This window comes from Pseudomonas sp. NFACC51, assembly GCF_900103575.1.
In the GTDB taxonomy this organism is placed as follows: domain Bacteria; phylum Pseudomonadota; class Gammaproteobacteria; order Pseudomonadales; family Pseudomonadaceae; genus Aquipseudomonas; species Aquipseudomonas fluorescens_Q.
This window is the reverse complement of record NZ_FMXH01000009.1, coordinates 14,236-31,589: the sequence shown is the minus strand read 5'-3', so window position 1 is coordinate 31,589 and position 17,354 is coordinate 14,236. Positions and strand designations below refer to the sequence as shown.

General features: G+C 60.7%; 12 protein-coding genes. 5 read left to right on the top strand and 7 right to left on the bottom strand.

Going from position 1 to position 17,354, the window contains the following annotated elements:
* Window positions 1-35: 35 nt before the first annotated feature.
* On the top strand, window positions 36-245 hold the full coding sequence (locus BLT00_RS18575) for a PA3496 family putative envelope integrity protein (protein WP_092147658.1): 210 nt from the start codon (window positions 36-38) through the stop codon (window positions 243-245).
* Here BLT00_RS18575 and BLT00_RS18570 read toward each other — a convergent pair.
* Complete coding sequence (locus tag BLT00_RS18570) at window positions 187-1,149, bottom strand: LysR family transcriptional regulator (protein WP_013694598.1); 963 nt, start codon at window positions 1,147-1,149, stop codon at window positions 187-189. The two genes, BLT00_RS18575 and BLT00_RS18570, sit on opposite strands and share 59 nt — an antisense overlap.
* Window positions 1,150-1,336: 187 nt before the next feature.
* Between BLT00_RS18570 and BLT00_RS18565 the strand changes: the two genes are divergently transcribed.
* Together BLT00_RS18565 and oadA are read left to right on the top strand one after the other, a co-directional pair.
* Entirely contained in the window at window positions 1,337-2,752 is a 1,416-nt protein-coding gene (locus BLT00_RS18565) for an acetyl-CoA carboxylase biotin carboxylase subunit (protein ID WP_063323719.1), read from the top strand.
* Window positions 2,753-2,765: 13 nt separating this feature from the next.
* Window positions 2,766-4,574: a sodium-extruding oxaloacetate decarboxylase subunit alpha gene (gene oadA / locus BLT00_RS18560; protein WP_092147661.1), complete on the top strand. Its 1,809-nt coding sequence runs from the start codon at window positions 2,766-2,768 to the stop codon at window positions 4,572-4,574.
* Between the two features lie 63 nt (window positions 4,575-4,637).
* Here oadA and BLT00_RS18555 read toward each other — a convergent pair whose 3' ends face one another.
* The 3 genes from BLT00_RS18555 to BLT00_RS18545 form a co-directional block, all read right to left on the bottom strand.
* The gene (locus BLT00_RS18555; RefSeq protein ID WP_092147664.1) at window positions 4,638-6,824 is read right to left on the bottom strand and encodes an autotransporter outer membrane beta-barrel domain-containing protein; all 2,187 of its coding nucleotides are present in this window, start codon (window positions 6,822-6,824) and stop codon (window positions 4,638-4,640) included.
* A gap of 209 nt (window positions 6,825-7,033) precedes the next feature.
* Entirely contained in the window at window positions 7,034-7,867 is an 834-nt protein-coding gene (locus BLT00_RS18550) for an amino acid ABC transporter permease (RefSeq protein WP_092147667.1), read from the bottom strand.
* The gene (locus tag BLT00_RS18545; protein WP_063323723.1) at window positions 7,864-8,685 is read right to left on the bottom strand and encodes an ABC transporter substrate-binding protein; all 822 of its coding nucleotides are present in this window, start codon (window positions 8,683-8,685) and stop codon (window positions 7,864-7,866) included. Before BLT00_RS18545 ends, BLT00_RS18550 begins: the two co-directional genes overlap by 4 nt.
* A gap of 115 nt (window positions 8,686-8,800) precedes the next feature.
* Between BLT00_RS18545 and BLT00_RS18540 the strand changes: the two genes are divergently transcribed.
* The gene (locus tag BLT00_RS18540) at window positions 8,801-9,700 is read left to right on the top strand and encodes a homocysteine S-methyltransferase family protein (RefSeq protein WP_092147670.1); all 900 of its coding nucleotides are present in this window, start codon (window positions 8,801-8,803) and stop codon (window positions 9,698-9,700) included.
* 298 nt (window positions 9,701-9,998) lie between these two features.
* Complete coding sequence (locus tag BLT00_RS18535) at window positions 9,999-15,365, top strand: OTU domain-containing protein (RefSeq protein ID WP_092147672.1); 5,367 nt, start codon at window positions 9,999-10,001, stop codon at window positions 15,363-15,365.
* A 148-nt stretch (window positions 15,366-15,513) separates the two neighbouring features.
* Here the strand turns inward: BLT00_RS18535 and BLT00_RS18530 are convergent, their stop codons facing one another.
* From BLT00_RS18530 to BLT00_RS18520, 3 genes are read right to left on the bottom strand one after another with little or no spacing between them, the layout of a single operon-like run.
* On the bottom strand, window positions 15,514-16,200 hold the full coding sequence (locus BLT00_RS18530; protein ID WP_063323726.1) for a GNAT family N-acetyltransferase: 687 nt from the start codon (window positions 16,198-16,200) through the stop codon (window positions 15,514-15,516).
* Between the two features lie 10 nt (window positions 16,201-16,210).
* Complete coding sequence (locus BLT00_RS18525) at window positions 16,211-16,657, bottom strand: GNAT family N-acetyltransferase (protein ID WP_092147675.1); 447 nt, start codon at window positions 16,655-16,657, stop codon at window positions 16,211-16,213.
* 2 nt (window positions 16,658-16,659) lie between these two features.
* Complete coding sequence (locus tag BLT00_RS18520) at window positions 16,660-17,301, bottom strand: FMN-binding negative transcriptional regulator (RefSeq protein WP_092147678.1); 642 nt, start codon at window positions 17,299-17,301, stop codon at window positions 16,660-16,662.
* Between the last annotated feature and the right edge of the window lie 53 nt (window positions 17,302-17,354).

Sequence of the window (17,354 nt, the reverse complement as noted above, 5' to 3'; positions counted from 1 at the left end):
CGTAAAGCTCCCGTATACGTCTTGGGAGTCTCGACATGACCCAGTCCTACGAAGAACGCAGCGCCGTCAAAACCCGTCGTCAGCAGGAAGACCAGCGCCGCATGGCGTTCCGTCGTGCCATCGAAGACCGCTATGAACAGCGCCAGCTCCTGGCCGAAATCAGCGAATTTCCTGACGCGGCAGAGTTCAATTACTGGCAGGCAACGCCGGCGGCTTCCCGTCGAAACGTTCAACCAGGCCGATGATCTGAGCGCGCTCACCGCGAACGAACGCCAGGAAGGCGTGAGCCACCGGTGACAGGCGTTTGGCCCGGGCCTGCACCAGGCACCAACTGCGATACAGCGGCAACTCCTCCACCGGCAGCTCGATGAGTGCGCCGGACGACAATTCCCGGCTCACGGCGTGGCGCGTCAACAGTGCCACGCCCAGCCCGGCCACCACGCACTCGCGCTGGGCCTCCGCCGACGCCACTTCCAGTGTCTGGGTGAAATGCACCCGTTTCTCCTTGAAGTACTCCTCGCAGGCCAGTCGCGTGCCGGACCCCGGTTCGCGCAACAGCAGCGTATAGGGCTCCAGGTCTTGCAAGCGCAGCGGGCCCATGTGGCACAGCGGATGATCCGGCGGTGCCACGGCCACGATCGGATTGTTGAGGAACGGTAGGAATTCCAACCCCATGTCCTGAGGCACCATGGACATGATCACCAAGTCGTCACGGTTGTCCGAGAGCCGACGAATGACCTGGCCGCGATTGACCACCGTGAGGTTCAGGTTGACCTCTGGATGCTGGCGCTTGAACGCGGCGAACAGGTGCGGGACGAAGTACTTGGCACTGGACTCCACCGCCAGCTTCAATTGGCCTTGCAGTGAGCCCTGCATGTCCGAGAGCTGCATATCGAGGTTTTCCAGGCGCCCGAAGATGTCCCGGCTGGCGCGTTGCAGTGCTTCGGCGGCCTCGGTCATGTAGAGTTTTTTGCCTACATACTCAAACAGTGGCTGGCCAATCAGCTCTTCAAGGGATCGAATCTGTAGGCTAACGGCCGGTTGTGTGAGAGACATTTCATCAGCTGCACGGCTGTAGGACCTCAGGTCGCACACCTCGTTGAAAATCTGCAATTGACGCAATGTCATACGCATCAATGACTTACGCATTTTCTAAGCACTCTCGACCGGGACGATTAGCACAACTATAAGTCTTTGCTTATGCATGACCCAATAAATATTCATTTTTGTTAATCAACAGCCAGGACTAGTGTGGTGCTGCGACCAATTGTTACATCTGGTCACGCGTCGGCCTGGACCCCAGGCCGTGGTATCACCGGCTCAAGGGAACCTCCAATTGATAACAAAGATCCTGATCGCCAACCGTGGTGAAATTGCCGTTCGAATCGTGCGCGCCTGCGCCGAGATGGGCATTCGCTCGGTCGCGGTCTACTCCGACGCGGACCGCCATGCGTTGCATGTCAAGCGTGCGGACGAGGCCCACAGCATCGGCGCCGATCCGCTGGCCGGCTATCTGAACCCGCGCAAACTGGTGAACCTGGCAGTGGAAACCGGCTGTGATGCCTTGCACCCCGGCTACGGTTTTCTCTCGGAAAACGCCGAACTGGCAGACATCTGCGCTGAACGCGGAATCAAATTCATTGGTCCGTCGGCGGAAGTGATTCGCCGCATGGGCGACAAGACCGAAGCGCGCCGCAGCATGATCAAGGCCGGTGTACCGGTCACGCCCGGCACCGAAGGCAACGTATCGGGCATTGAAGAAGCGCTGACCGAAGGTGATCGGATCGGTTACCCGGTGATGCTCAAGGCCACGTCCGGCGGCGGCGGTCGTGGTATCCGTCGCTGCAACAGCCGCGAAGAACTCGAACAGGCCTTCCCGCGGGTCATTTCCGAAGCCACCAAGGCGTTTGGTTCGGCGGAAGTGTTCCTGGAAAAATGCATCGTCAATCCCAAGCATATCGAAGCGCAGATCCTGGGGGACAGTTTCGGCAACGTGGTGCACCTGTTCGAACGTGACTGCTCGATCCAGCGCCGCAACCAGAAACTGATCGAGATCGCGCCCAGCCCGCAACTGACGCCCGAGCAACGCGCCTACATCGGCGACCTGTCGGTGCGCGCGGCCAAGGCCGTGGGCTACGAGAATGCCGGCACCGTGGAGTTCCTGCTCGCCGAAGGCGAGGTGTACTTCATGGAGATGAACACTCGGGTGCAGGTGGAACACACCATCACCGAAGAAATCACCGGTATCGACATCGTTCGCGAACAGATCCGTATCGCGTCCGGGCTGCCACTGTCGGTCAAGCAGGAAGACATCGTGCACCGGGGTTTTGCGTTGCAGTTCCGGATCAACGCCGAAGACCCGAAAAACAACTTCCTGCCCAGCTTCGGCAAGATCACCCGCTACTACGCCCCTGGCGGCCCGGGTGTGCGCACCGACACGGCGATCTACACCGGCTACACCATTCCGCCGTTCTACGATTCGATGTGCCTGAAACTGGTGGTCTGGGCATTGACCTGGGAAGAGGCGATGGACCGTGGCCTGCGAGCCCTGGATGACATGCGCCTGCAGGGGGTCAAGACCACCGCCGCGTATTACCAGGAGATCCTGCGCAACCCGGAATTCCGTAGCGGCCAGTTCAATACCAGCTTCGTGGAAAGCCATCCGGAACTGACCAACTACTCGATCAAGCGCAAACCCGAAGAGCTGGCCCTGGCCATCGCCGCCGCCATTGCCGCCCACGCAGGCCTGTAAGGAAAGTATGACCATGTCCAAGAAGATCTTTGTTACCGACACAATCCTGCGCGACGCCCACCAATCGCTGCTTGCCACCCGCATGCGCACCGAAGACATGCTGCCGATCTGCGACAAGCTCGACAAAGTCGGCTATTGGTCGCTGGAAGTCTGGGGCGGCGCGACATTCGATGCCTGCGTACGCTTCCTGAAGGAAGACCCGTGGGAACGCCTGCGCCAACTGCGCGCGGCGCTGCCCAACACCCGTCTGCAAATGCTGCTGCGCGGCCAGAACCTGCTGGGCTATCGCCACTACAGCGATGACGTGGTCAGGGCGTTCGTGGCAAAAGCGGCGGTCAACGGCATCGACGTGTTCCGTATTTTCGATGCGATGAACGACGTGCGTAACCTCAAGGTCGCCATCGAAGCGGTGAAGGCCGCCGGCAAGCATGCCCAGGGCACCATCGCCTACACCACCAGCCCGGTGCACACCATCGATGCGTTCGTGGCCCAGGCCAAACAAATGGAAGCCATGGGTTGCGACTCGGTGGCGATCAAGGACATGGCCGGCCTGCTGACCCCCTATGCCACTGGCGAGCTGGTCAAGGCGCTGAAGAGCGAGCAGTCGCTGCCAGTCTTTATCCACTCCCACGACACCGCCGGCCTGGCTGCGATGTGCCAGCTCAAGGCGATCGAAAACGGTGCCGATCACATCGACACCGCGATCTCCAGTTTCGCCTGGGGCACCAGCCATCCCGGTACCGAGTCGATGGTTGCGGCCCTTAAAGGCAGTGAGTTCGACACCGGCCTGGACCTGGAACTGTTGCAGGAAATCGGCCTGTACTTCTACGCGGTGCGCAAGAAATACCACCAGTTCGAAAGCGAGTTCACCGCGGTGGACACCCGCGTCCAGGTCAACCAGGTACCGGGCGGGATGATCTCCAACCTCGCCAACCAGTTGAAAGAGCAGGGCGCGCTGAACCGGATGAATGAAGTGCTGGCGGAAATCCCGCGGGTGCGCGAAGACCTCGGCTTCCCGCCGCTGGTGACCCCGACCTCGCAGATCGTCGGTACCCAGGCGTTCTTCAACGTGTTGGCCGGTGAGCGCTACAAGACCATCACCAACGAAGTGAAGCTCTATCTGCAGGGCGGCTACGGCAAGGCGCCAGGTTCGGTGAACGAGAAATTGCGTCGCCAGGCCATCGGCAGCGAAGACGTGATCGATGTGCGTCCGGCCGATTTGCTCAAGCCGGAAATGACCAAGCTGCGCGGTGAAATCGGTGCGCTGGCCAAGTCCGAGGAGGACGTACTGACCTACGCCATGTTCCCGGACATCGGTCGCAAGTTCCTGGAAGAGCGCGAAGCCGGCACCTTGACTCCGGAAGTGCTCTTGCCGATCCCTGAGGCGGGTAGCGTGAGCTCGGTGGGCGGTGAAGGCGTGCCGACCGAGTTCGTCATCGACGTTCACGGCGAAACCTACCGCGTCGACATCACCGGGGTGGGCGTCAAGGCCGAAGGCAAGCGTCACTTCTACCTGTCCATCGATGGCATGCCCGAAGAGGTCGTGTTCGAACCGCTCAATGAATTTGTCGGCGGCGGCAGCAGCAAGCGCAAGCAAGCCACTGCGCCGGGCCACGTCAGCACCACCATGCCCGGCAACATCGTCGATGTGCTGGTCAAGGAGGGCGATGTGGTGAAGGCCGGCCAAGCCGTCCTGATCACCGAAGCCATGAAGATGGAAACCGAAGTGCAGGCGGCCATCGCCGGCAAGGTCACCGCGATTCATGTGGTCAAGGGCGACCGGGTCAATCCGGGCGAGATCCTGATCGAGATCGAAGGCTGATTTAACAGTCTCGATACACCGTTTTAACCTCGGGGGGGCATGTGCTCCCCTTTTTTTTGCCTGTCAGAACATCATCCGCCACTGCCCCATCAGCGCACCGTTGCGGTTGTCCTGGCCGGTTTCACCCTTGTAGCTCACCCCCAATGTGTGTCGTGGCGAAACGGCCAGGTCCAGGCCGGCTTCCAGCAGCAAGCTGTCCCGGTCCAGCTCGATGCCCTCGACGGTATAGGTCATGCCGCCGTCGACCAGACGTTGACGGGAGCTGCCTCGGACGTCGCCATAGAGGTGTTTCCAGCCGACATTCAGGCGTGGCGTCAACCGCGCTCCCTGGTCCAGAACGAAGGGGCGGGCGAGGTGCAGGCCCAGCTCGCTGGTGTAGTTTTCCTGTGCCTGGCTGTTGTACCGCAACGCGGCGTCGCCACCTTTCTCCGTGAAGTGATCGCGTTGGTAGCGCTGGTAGCCCACTTGGACGTAGGGCTCGATATCGAAATGCCCAATGCCCAGGTTGTAGCCGACTTGCCCGAAGACCTGCTGCGTGTTGGCGTCGTAACGACCTTTGAGTCGATCGCTGAAACCGTTGAAAGCCACGTGGCGCTTGGTGCTGCCGTCGTGATCGCCATACACCGCGCCCAGGCGTAGCGCCAGCGGCCCATCCTGACGCAGGGCATAGGCGCCGACATGCCAACTGTCGAGCCGGCCCTCGAATCGATGACCGTCCAGCCGCGTCTCGCTCTTGGCGCCGATGATCCCCAGGCGCCAAGTCGGGTTGATCGCCCAGTCGGTTCCCAACAGCAAACCTGTTGTCGAGTGCTTTAGCGCGTAATCGTCCAGATGCCTGCCGACGCGGCCACTGTTGCCGATGGCCTGGACCCAGACCTGCCCATTGCCATGGGCGCCCTGCGGAGTGTTCTGGCCCATGGCCGCGAGCATGCCGGTGCTGATGGGCGTGACACTGCTCAGGGTAGCGTTGCCCAGGTCGGCGGTGTCGTAGCCGCTCAACTGGTCGAGGCCATCGGCGGCGGTGACCAGGTTGCTGCCGAGCAGGGCGTTGATGGCGGCGTTGGGTTTCGCGACGGGGATGTTGTGCGGCAGGCTGGTGGGTTTCGGTTCAATGCTGACGACTTGCGACGCTTGGCGGGGACGTTGTGCCGGATCATCGACTTTTGCTTGGGTTGTAGGTGCCTCAGCAGCCGCTCCATTGTCGACAGGCTTGGGCGGCAGTGGCGTGGCCGTTTGTGGTTCTTTGATACTGCCGGCGAGTCTTTCTGCATTTTCGTTCTTTGCTGCAGCGTTGAGTGGAACGCCATTGCGCGCATACGTCAGGCCAACCTCCGTCCCGCTGTAGTGCGGGGTCGCGGTCATGAAGGGGAGATTGTTGATGATCGTGCCGAACGCCCCCTCGATCTGCTTCGCACGGATCACGGTGTGCTCGCTTGTGCCCATGTCCTCAACCTGTACGGCGTCGATTCTCAGGGTCGCATCGTTCAGCGTCGCAGTGCCTGCGACATTGACCGTGGCGCTGGCGCCCGCAGCATCGATGCCGTAGATCAATTCAGCGCCTTTAAACAGTTCAAGGTTTCCGCTGATCGAGGGTGCACCGACTTCAGGACCGACCTTCAGCTGGCCTGCCACGCTCAGGAACCCTACAGATCCGTTGCCGCTGAAGCTGGCCTTCTCAAGTACATGGACTGCGCCATTCACGGCACCTGAGTTGCTCATGCCTGCGTCTTGCTCGACGATCACGTTGTTGGCGACAACGCCCTTGTTATCGAATGTACCGAGAACCCCGATTTGTCCGTCGATATGGCCGGTGTTGATCAACGTGGTTTCCGGCTCGATCACTCCCCAGCCAGTGAAATTCCCGGTGTGTTCCCATTCGCCTTTTGCGACATGCAAAGCCTCAAAGTTATGGGCTCCTTCCAATTTTCCACCTTTGCTGGCTTCCAATCGCAGCATGTTGGTTCCTCCGCCACCATCAACAGCGCCGTTGAACTTCCCGCGTCCGCCGACGAGGGCCAGATCGTTGGTGTCATCCAGTTTCTCTACGCCTTTGTGGGGCTTGGTGACTTTGGGCGATGTGGTATCCACTGCTTCGGCGAACGTTTTGAGTTGAGCTTGCAAGTCGGCTGTTGTCTTGGGGACGACGGGCGGATCAGCAGGTTGCCCTGCCATCGAAACGTCGGCGCAACCGAGCACCAGGGCAATTGTCAGGGCCAGGCGTTGGGGTGGGTATAGGTGTTGGATAGACATCGAATGCGGCCTCTCATTAAAGGAGTCCGCACTTTAAAAATTCAGCCGGGAGGGCGATGCCAGCCATCTCCTGGCCGTCGGCAAGACACGACAGATCGAATCTGTAGGCTGTGGGTCGGGGGGGCAGCGTATCGTCGTGCTGGCTTCCATGACAGAGAGCTTTGCCCTACAGCATCCTCGGAAATGTCGATTTGACCAGCCGTGGTTTCTCAGATGCGCTTGAGATACGCCTTCCCATAATGCCGCTCCATCCGCGCTTGGATCAGCTCCAACGCAATGGACATCAACCAGTAAATGATCGCCGCCGTCGTCAGCATCTCGATATAGCGATAGCTGGAACGACCATAGGACTGCGCCAGGAACATCACTTCCCAGACCCCCATCACCGAGATCAGGGAGGAGTCCTTGAGCATCGAGATGAACTGGTTGGTGGTCGGCGGGATGATGGTGCGCATGGCCTGGGGCAGGGTGACGCGCCAGAAGATTACGGTTTCGCTCAGGCCCAGGGCGAGGGAGGCTTCGCGTTGGCCGTGGGGGACGCCGAGGATGCCGGCGCGGAAGATTTCGCTCAGGTAGGCGCCGTAGTTCAGCGACAGCGCGATGATCCCGGCGGCGATGGCGCCCGGGACCACGCCCAGTTGGGGCAGGCCCAGGTAGATCAGCAGGATCTGGATCAGCAGCGGCGTGCCGCGAAAGAATGACGCGTAGAAACTGGCAATGCCGAACGCCACCGCGCTGCTGGACAGCCGCGCCAGAGCGGTGATGAAGCCCAGCAGTGACGAGGCGACGATCGAGCACAGGCACAGGAACAACGTCAGCACCGCGCCCTGCAAAAAGCCATTGGGCGCCAGGTGCACGCCCAGCAGGTTCGGCAGTTTGTCGAGGATGATGGAGAACTTCAGGTCGAAGCTCAGGAAGAAACTCGCGAACAGCACCAGCATCGTCGCCCAGGTCAGGTACAACCGGGTGCGAAAACCGAAGATTTTTTGCAGGCGAGACTCAGCCACCGTTGGCGGTGGCTGAGGGGGTGGAAAAGAAGTCATTGGGTGATGTCGGCGCCGATCCATTTTTGCGAGAGTTTGCTCAAGGTGCCGTCTTGTTTCAACTGGGCGAAGACTTCACGCACCTTGTTGTCCCACTGGGCATCGCCTTTTTCGATGGCCACCGAGTTCGGTTCGGAATAGAGCGGTTCGCCGGCCAGCTTGAAGCGCTTGTCTTCGGTCAGGCGCGGCTGTGCGGTCACCAGGTTGGTCAACACCGCGTCCAGGCGCACCCCGGCGCCCAGGCCGAGGTCTTGGAACGCCACGTTATCGGTATCGTACGGGGCGACCTGCACGTCCTCGAAGGGATAGCTCAGTTGGGTATCCTCGGCGCCTTCGATCACCAGGTTCTTGTTCAGGTAACTTTCATAGCTGGAGGCGCTGGTGAGGCCGACTTTCTTGCCGCTCAAGTCCTTGGCGCCGTGGATACGGTCATCCTTGGCGTTGACCACGATGACGGCTGGGGAGGCGTAGTACTGCACCGGGAAATCGAAGACTTCGGCGCGGGCCTTGCTCGGGGTCATGGAGCAGATGCAGATGTCATAGCGCCCGCTCCAGTGCCCGGCCGCGATTACGTCCCAGGAAGGGGTTTCCAGGCGCAGCTTCACGCCCAGTTTCTGCGCCACGGCCTTGGCCACGTCGACGTCGAAACCGTCGAGCTGGTTCTGATCGTTGAGGAACGAGAAGGGCGGATAGCTTTCCATCAACACGCCGACCAGTTCTTTTTTCTGTTCGATGCGATCGAGCGTGGCGCCGGCGAACGCCTGCGACGAGGCGGCCAGTAGAGTCAGGCCCAGGGCCAGCAATGGTTGTAATTTCACGTGAGATCCCTGGGGTAGAAAAATAAGTTGTAGTGAACTGAATGGTGCGTATTAAATAGTTATAAGAACAACTCCGGTAGTGAGTATTTTTCATAAGCTTATGAGTGAATCGCATATGGGCGCAGCAACGACAGTCATTCTCGATGGCGGCATGGGCCGCGAACTGCAACGCCGTGGCGCGCCGTTCCGGCAACCCGAGTGGTCGGCCCTGGCCTTGAGCGAAGCGCCCCAGGCGGTAGAGGCGGTGCACGCGGCTTACATCGCCAGCGGCGCCAGCGTGATCACCAGCAACAGTTATGCCGTGGTGCCGTTCCATATTGGCGAGGCGCGTTTCGCTGCGGAAGGCCAGGCGCTGGCCGCCCTGGCGGGAGAGCTGGCGCGGCGGGCGGTGCAGGCTTCGGGCAAGGCGGTACGGGTGGCCGGGTCGCTGCCGCCGTTGTTCGGTTCCTATCGCCCCGATCTGTTCGACGCTTCCCGCGCCAGTGAACTGTTGGCTCCCCTGGTGACCGGCCTGGCGCCCCATGTTGACTTGTGGTTGGCCGAGACTCAAAGCTCTACCGTCGAAGCGCGGGCGATTCACGCCGGGCTGCCGCAGGACGGCAAGCCGTTCTGGCTCTCGTTCACGCTGAAAGATGAAGACACCGACGAAGTGCCGCGCCTGCGCTCCGGCGAACCGGTGGCGGACGCGGCGGTGGTCGCGGCCGAGCTGGGTGTCGAGACGCTGCTGTTCAACTGCAGCCAGCCGGAAGTGATCGGCGCGGCAATCGACGCAGCGCGGGAAACCTTCGAGCGGCTGGGGGTGAAGATCCACATCGGTGCCTACGCCAACGCCTTCCCGCCGCAGCCGAAGGAAGCCACGGCCAACGACGGGCTGGATCCGCTGCGCGAAGACCTCGATCCACCGGGGTACCTGCAGTGGGCGGCTGACTGGCAGAAGCGCGGGGCGAGCCATTTGGGCGGCTGCTGCGGGATCGGGCCGGAGCATATTGCGGTGTTGGCGCAACAGCTACCCTGATTGGCTGGAATCTTTTCGGGTCGTGGGACCCCTGTGGCGAGGGAGCTTGCTCCCGCTGGGCTGCGCAGCAGCCCCAAGATTTTTGCGGTCGCTGCGCAACCGAGCGGGAGTAAGCTCCCTCGCCACGAATGAATCTCTGCAAGCAGCACCCCAAAGGTGCTGGCTGAGTGCAGGGCTTGGAGGACATCCCGCCTTACGCTTTTCTCCGAGCCCGCCAGCCACTCCTATACATATGTATGTCATTTCCGGTCGAACGGCGCGATAGGGTCCCAGTCCTCATCACAACCGGGACACTTCAATGCCTGTCTTCTCCGAACATGAACCTAGCGCGCCGTCGCCTCTTCCTGCCGCGCGCTTGAAACCCATCAGCCTGTTAGCCAACGGGGTTCGCTTTCAACCGCATGTATTCGCCGATCAATGGCTAGGTCAATGGGGCCTGACCGGCGATACACAAGTCAACGTCACGTATCAAGAAGTCGAGACTATCGACTCGGCCGCCGTCACCCAGAGCACCTCGGTGCCTTTGCGTGACGCCGTGACCCAAGGCTTTCTGATCGCTCATCAAAGCCGCGGATCTTCCTCTGGTCACTCCCCCCGCGAGGGCTGGATTTATCCCCACATCAGTCACATGTCCCTGGACTTCTCGGCACTGCGGGTCAACGGCAAGGCCCTTGCGCCAGACGTCCTGCAGCAATTGCGCGCCGGCATTGCACCCGGCTACCAGGGCATCGGCCAGCCCGTCATGACTGAGGTGGATGCCCAGGGCAATCTGCTCGGTGCCCGTGAAAAGGAACAGGCCAGGCAATTGGCGTTGCTGGACACCAATCAGGTGAAACTGGCGCGCTTGTTTGCCGCTCTTCCAACGTTCGACTCGGTGCTCAAGAGCCTGCTGACCAGCCGGATCAAGGCGAAGATCCCGCAGAAAAAATTCCGTGGATCGCCGCTTCAAGACATCGACCCGGATCATTGGTACGTGAACCACTTTACTGTTGACGCGACGGGCAGCCGTTCATTGACCTCGTCGCAGCGTTTTTCCGACGTGATGCTGGACTGCCTGGTGTCGGATACACCGCCCACTTATACGGTCGGCGCCGTAGGGTTCTTCAGCCGCCCAGACTCGGTGGAAGAGGCCGACAGCGTCTTCGCCAGCCCATTGGACACGAAAACGGCAGCGACCCTGGAGGCCGTGTTCTATATCGCCCAGCCCACCGGCAATGAAGAATTGAAACAGCAATGGCGCGACGATCTCACGCGCTTCCGTAACAGCAGCGGCGCAGACGTTCTCGATACGCCAACCCCGGCGTCCACCACGCACGCGGCACTCGCTCATCTGCTGTCCCGACGTTTCTTGCATCTCTTCGACCTGTACAAAATCGATCGCGATCCAGGCACCCAATCGAGCCCGGACGCACGAACCCGGCAGGCTGAGGAAGATCGCCTGTTGGACCTCATCACCACCCATCCTTCCATGGCCGACAGAAACCGCTTGCTGCGGGCCCCGATTCCCCATGTGTACGCCGTCATGCTCGATATGGGCACTGCAGCGCCGAAAAAATGGCCGGCGGCGATGGTGATCAAGCGGACCGATCAACCCTATCTGTTCCTGTACTCCCTGGAAGGCGGAATAAAGCGATTCAGTTCTGTCCAAGACCTGATCAATAAAGTGAGCCCCATCTACGAAGGGCAGAAACGTGCGATCCGGGATATTGCCTCTGAATTGTCCGGGTCTGTGTTTGAAGTGGCGGCAGATGACCTGTTGCAGATTCAAAGCACCGCCCTGGAAAGGTATTTGAATGCTCCGGGAAACGAGACGGTCGCTTTGACGGCTTTTGCCCTGAACGTTGAGGATGCGCTGGACTTGCCCATGTTGTCGCTGGCCGGGCCGCTGGCGGTCCGTCAGGAAATCCTGGTTGAAAACAGCCGTGGCGATTTCTACAAGACCGCCACGCGTACGGAGAAATCGACCTATCGCAGCCTGGAAACCCAGGTCTTGGAGGCGGCCTATCAGTTGGGCAGTAGCGATATCCAGACCTTGTTGCAGTTCACCCGCCAGAAGGTCAAGGAGTACCTGCAAAAAACCGTGCACCCCGGCATCGATCCCGACCCTGACCAGAGCCTGGTCACGTTTTTCTATGGCCAACGCGCCAATCCAAGGCAGTCGCGCAGCACCAGCCTGACCCAACTGTTGCTCGACAACCTGCGCCCGGCTCAATACCCGAACGGCATGCGCGAAGTGTTGAGCGTTTACCTGGTCGATGGGGACGGCCAACGCATCCGGAATCCGGCCAACGGCTATTTCATCACGTTGACCGGGCGCGAACTCGCGCGGATGGTGACGAGCATCGATGCCGGTGGCAGTTATCAAGCCATGCTCAAGGAGGAGATGAATAAACCGGACTATAAAAAGACTTGGCAGACCGCGTACCTCGCCAATTTGAAATTCAAAGGCTACGAGGCCTCGCTCAAGGGCGACGAGGTGTTCAAGGCCAGCCTGATCGATAAGGCTTTCAATCCTCCGAAACCGGCAAAGAAGCTCGCCCTCTGGCTCGACGCCGTCCTGCGCTCGCCATCAGCCAGGCACCGCGCGCCGGTCATGGGGCGCGCGGTTCATGTCTACGGTCTTTTGCTGGGTGGCAGCATGGCGGCGGGCGGGCAGCAGGCCAGGCAGAGCAATGCGACCAGCATCGATGGCGCGCTGATCTTTTCCGATCAGGCGGGGCCGGATATCAAGGGCACCGTTGGCGTTTATTTCCCGGATGCGCCCGAGGGGGAAGACTTCCATGAGTTTGCCGATCTGAGCGATGGCATTGCGCAGCTGTTGCCCCGTGAGGACTGGCAGGAATATTTCCGGGCGCGCATTTCCACCAGCAACCCGGCGGAAATCAAGCGGACACTGGGGCAGCAGGGTGGTCGTCCGTTGATTCGCGGCGCGTTGATCACTGGCGATCTGCTTGAGGACCTCCATCGGGCACACGTGTACTTTCACAGCGCCCATGCCGATCACCGCTCCAACAGCAACCGGGATGTTCGCCATCAAACCTATGGCCGGTTCGGACAGATGGTGATCGAGATTGTCCTGGAGCTGGCCGGGCTGTTCCTGGCGCCCGGTATCCACATGCTCAAGAGCGCCATCAAGACCGGTTTGCTGATATTCAGGACCGGGGCCATTCCGCTGAACTTGAGAACCCTGGCGCTGGTGCACACCATAGCGAACCACGGCGGATGGCGCCTGTCCGCAGGCGTGGCGGTGCCCACGCGAAGCCAGTCGTTTTTCCGCGCGGTGACGGCACGCCAGAGTCCGGAGGAGGCGCTGACCGGATTGCCGTTGGATAGCGCGATCTACGGCCGTTATGCCGTGGCGGATACCTCGGTGATACAAGGTCTGGCAGCGGACGCCCGGGGCTTCTATCGTGCGACGGTCAGCGACGTGGCGACAGGTCGCGTGATAGCCCGCCCCGTGTACGTACGCCAACCCGATGGCACGGTGTTCCGGGTCCACGACCAGACGAAGCTGAACGCCACCGAGGCCGTGCTCGTCGATCCGCTGACAGGGTTGAACATCCGCTCCAGCGGCGTCATGAGAAGTACGGTGGCGCGAATGTCGGACGGAGAATGGCGCACCGTGGGATTTGGTCGGGGAGGCGGTAAACGACCGGCGGACTCATCGCCTCAGCCCGGACCATCCAAGCCCAAGATCCCGGCCATGGCGCTCTCTACCGTTGCCGCATCGATTCGGACCCCGGGTACCTGGAACACCCAGGTCATGGACCTGGTCCCGTCGATCATGACGCGTCTGGCGAGTTGGCCACAGAACCGTAGCCTGTTGATCATCGATGAGTTGACGCCTGAGCGTGTCTGGTCGGTGCGCTATAGCCCTGGGCAGGACGAAACCATTTTTCCAATGGATGGCCATCCGGATCGAGCAGACACCGATGTGGTGTTGCGTCGAACGGCGCAGAATCATTACAGCGTGGTGCTGGGCGAAGAGATCGTCGAGATTCCTGCCGACGGCGATTGTTTCTTCAATGCTATGACGCGTGGCTTGAATGAAGGGCAAGCGCAGGAAACGTTTTCGATGCAAGGTTTGCGAAACGAAGTGGCCGATTATGTCGATCAGCATCCGCAGCTAGGCCATTACCTGCCGCCGCAAGCCACCCGGATCCAGGAAGCGCTTTTTGAAAATGCGCCTTCGCTGGTCAACCTGATGGGGCAGGCGGCGATGCTCGATCTCACTCGGATTGTTTATGGCGCGCCCAATCCGCTTCGCCTGTTTCAACCGGTCCTGCGTTATCTGGACTTGTATGCGAACAGTTCGGTGCGCACGGCGATCACTGCACACCCTGGAACCAGGTTGCCGCCAGAAATCCTCGAGCAAGTCGGGCGTATATTGTCTGATCGGCCTCCGGCCAGATTGGTGCCAAGCATCAACGCTCCCTTCACAGGGCAGGAAAGACAATCCATGGACCAACTGTTCCAGGACATCCTGGAGCGGCCCGTTGAGCCTGAACTGATCCAGGCCCTGCTTGATGACCAGTTCCTCCTGATCACTCCTGACGTGGCCCATATCCTGCTGGAGTACGGCGTGACCGCAAGGCAACTGGTCAATCACCATCCCAATAACAGTTCGGCTTATATCCTGTATGACGAAGCGCTGCACGGTCATCTGGACGAAGACCAGCTTGAAGCCCTGCTCGATGGGGCCTACCTGGTCAATAGCGACGATCTGGATGATGCCAAGAGTCTGTTGGTGGCCGATGCCGGCAAGTACGTCGATGATACTTCGGAGCTGTTCGATCATTTCATTTACACGGACAGGGCCGATAGGACTGTCAACTTGTTCAAGACCGCTCTCGGGCGTTTTCCCGTCTTGCTGAGACGGGCGAATTTTCTGTTCAGGTCGCCGATCATCGCGCATAACCTGGGCGGTTTGTTGCGGGTCGGCGAAGTGGCCCGGTGGCTACGTAACCCGGCCTTGTCCGATAGACGTTTCCAGCTTCTTGCGGAGTATGCGAGCACCCGCTACAGCGAATTGCAGCGCACCGAAAGCATCGATGTCGACTGGATGCAGTTGTTTGACGACCGGAACCTGCACAACATCGTCACGCATCAAGAGGAGCTGGCGGATTTCCTGGAATTTCTGGGAGGCGCGTGGGGGAACATCATGGACAACGACATCCCCGCGGTCGCAAAACTGTTCAGCTTTGCGGGACAGCCGCCGTCCAACGCCAGGGTTGCCCTGTTGTTCGAGACCCCGAATCTGTGGAGCTCTCTGCAGAAACTCCGAAAGGATTACGCCAGCCAGATCTGGGCCGACCTGATCGGGCCGCACTTCAGCGACGCCACCATCCGAAAGACACTGGCCGAACCCCGGGCGCTGAATTCCGAGTTGCATCTTGCCTTGGCCTTGAGAGGCAGCCTTGCGCCGGAAGAGTTCCGCGCGAATCAGATTATCCAGCGGCTGCTGTCCATCGGCCAACGGCGGGCCCAGCAGTATCTGTACAACTTCGATTTCCCGACCGATCGCCTGGGCCATAGCCGCCTGGATTTTGCCGTGTACGTGGAAAGCCACCTGGCCATTCCGGACTGGGCCTGGCAGTACGCAAGGCGGGGCGTGACCCCAGAGTCACTCAAGAAGATTGGTGAGGTGAAGCCTAAACCTGAGTGACGGTGAGGTGCTCGTGATGGTCGGGCGGTGATGTTGATTGTGCCGCCGCCATCGCGAGCAAGCTCCCACAGGGGGGCTTCAGTGTCCACAGATCCAGCGTTCACCGCAGATCCCTTGTGGGCGCGAGCTTGCTCGCGATAGCGGACCCTCAGTCCCCCACAACCGACGACCGACACTCCACCAACCCCAGCACCTGCCCACCCTCGCGCTGGTTCTCCTCACTCAGCCACCGCTCGAATCCCGCCCCAATCGCCGGCCATTCCGAGTCGAGCATCGAGTACCACGCGGTGTCGCGGTTCTGCCCCTTGACCACCATGTGCTGGCGGAAAACACCTTCAAAGGTGAACCCCAACCGTTCGGCGGCGTATTTGGAGCGGGCGTTGCCGTTGTTGCACTTCCATTCCAGGCGGCGATAACCCAGGGCGAAAGACTCCTTGGCCAACAAGTACACCGCCTCGGTGCTCTTCGGCGAACGCTGCATCGGCGCGCCGAAGGTCACGTGGCCGATCTCGATGCGACCCTGGGCCGGGACGATGGACATCAGGCTGAGAATGCCCTGCACGTCGCCACTGGCGCGGTCGATCACGCTGAAGAAGTACGGGTCGGTATTAGCCGCATGATTGTCCAGCCAGGCATCGAAAGCGCCGCGGTCCTTGAACGGGCCGTAAGGCAAGTAATCCCAGAGCTTCGGGTCGGCCCCGGGACCTTCAAGGGCTTGCCACAGGCCGTCGGCATGGCGGGCCGGGTCGAGTTTTTCCAGGCGGATGAAACGCCCTTCGATCAGTTGCGTAGACGGCGCCGGGACACCTTTCCAATCGGCGAGTGAAGTCGACATGCTGCGCTCCTTACAGGGCTTTGCGAAATTGAATGAAGCCAGGACGTTCGGCGATGCGCTCGTAGAGCTGGATCGCGGTGGCGTTGGTTTCGTGGGTCAACCAGTGGACCTTGCAGCAACCATCGGCCTTGGCCGTGCGGTAGACGAACTCGATGAGCTGGCGGCCAATACCGGTGCCGCGGCTCTGTTGCGTCACCAGCAAATCTTGCAGGTAGCAGGAGTTTTCGATGCTCCAGTTCGAGCGATGGTAGATGAAATGCACCAGGCCCACCGCCGTGTCGCCATTCCAGGCCAGGGCGCCGTGGGTTGGCTCGCGGTCGTCGAGTAAACGTTTCCAGGTGCTTTGGCTGACCGCGTCCGGCAATTCGGTGTTGTAGAAACGCAAGTAGGCCTGCCACAACGGCAGCCAGGCGGCGTGATCGTCAGCGCTGACGAGGCGGATTTCGGTCTGGCTCATATTCACTCCTTGGACGATGGATCAGGCATCAGCCGCGCGAGCGTCTGGTCCTGCGGGTCGGGGCTGGCGGCGAGGCCGTTGCGCACGCCGGCGACATCCGCCGGGCTGCGGTTCTGGCTGAGCTTGCGCTTGCCCTCCAGGCGCTGGATCGGCAGGGCGAAGCCGACGATGGCCTTGAGCATGCTGTCGATGTACTCGGCCGGTGCATCGTCGATTCTCCACGGCTGGGCGCGACCGCTTTCGTGGTGATCGGTGAGGGCGCCGACCAGGTTGCGCAGACGATGAGGGTCGCTGAACACCTCGGCCGCGCCGTAGGCGTGTACCGCCACGTAGTTCCAGGTCGGCACGACTTTGCCGTGTTCGGCCTTGCTGGGGTAGAAACCCGGGCTCACATAGGCATCGGCCCCGGCGAAGATCACCAAGGCTTCGGCGCCGGCTTGCAGGTCGCGCCATTGTGGATTGGCCCGGGCCATGTGCCCGTAAAGGCTGCCATTGGGGCCCTGTTGCGTGTCCAGCAACAGCGGCAAGTGGCTGGCCTGCAAGCCGTGTTCACCGTGCGTGATCAATACGGCCAGACGGCAATCATTCATCATGCCATGCAGTTGGGGCAGGTCTTCGACGGCAAAGGCTTTTGGGGTGTACATGACGATTTTCCTTGGCGAATGCGAGCATCCTAGGCAGGCTATTGGTCTGTTGT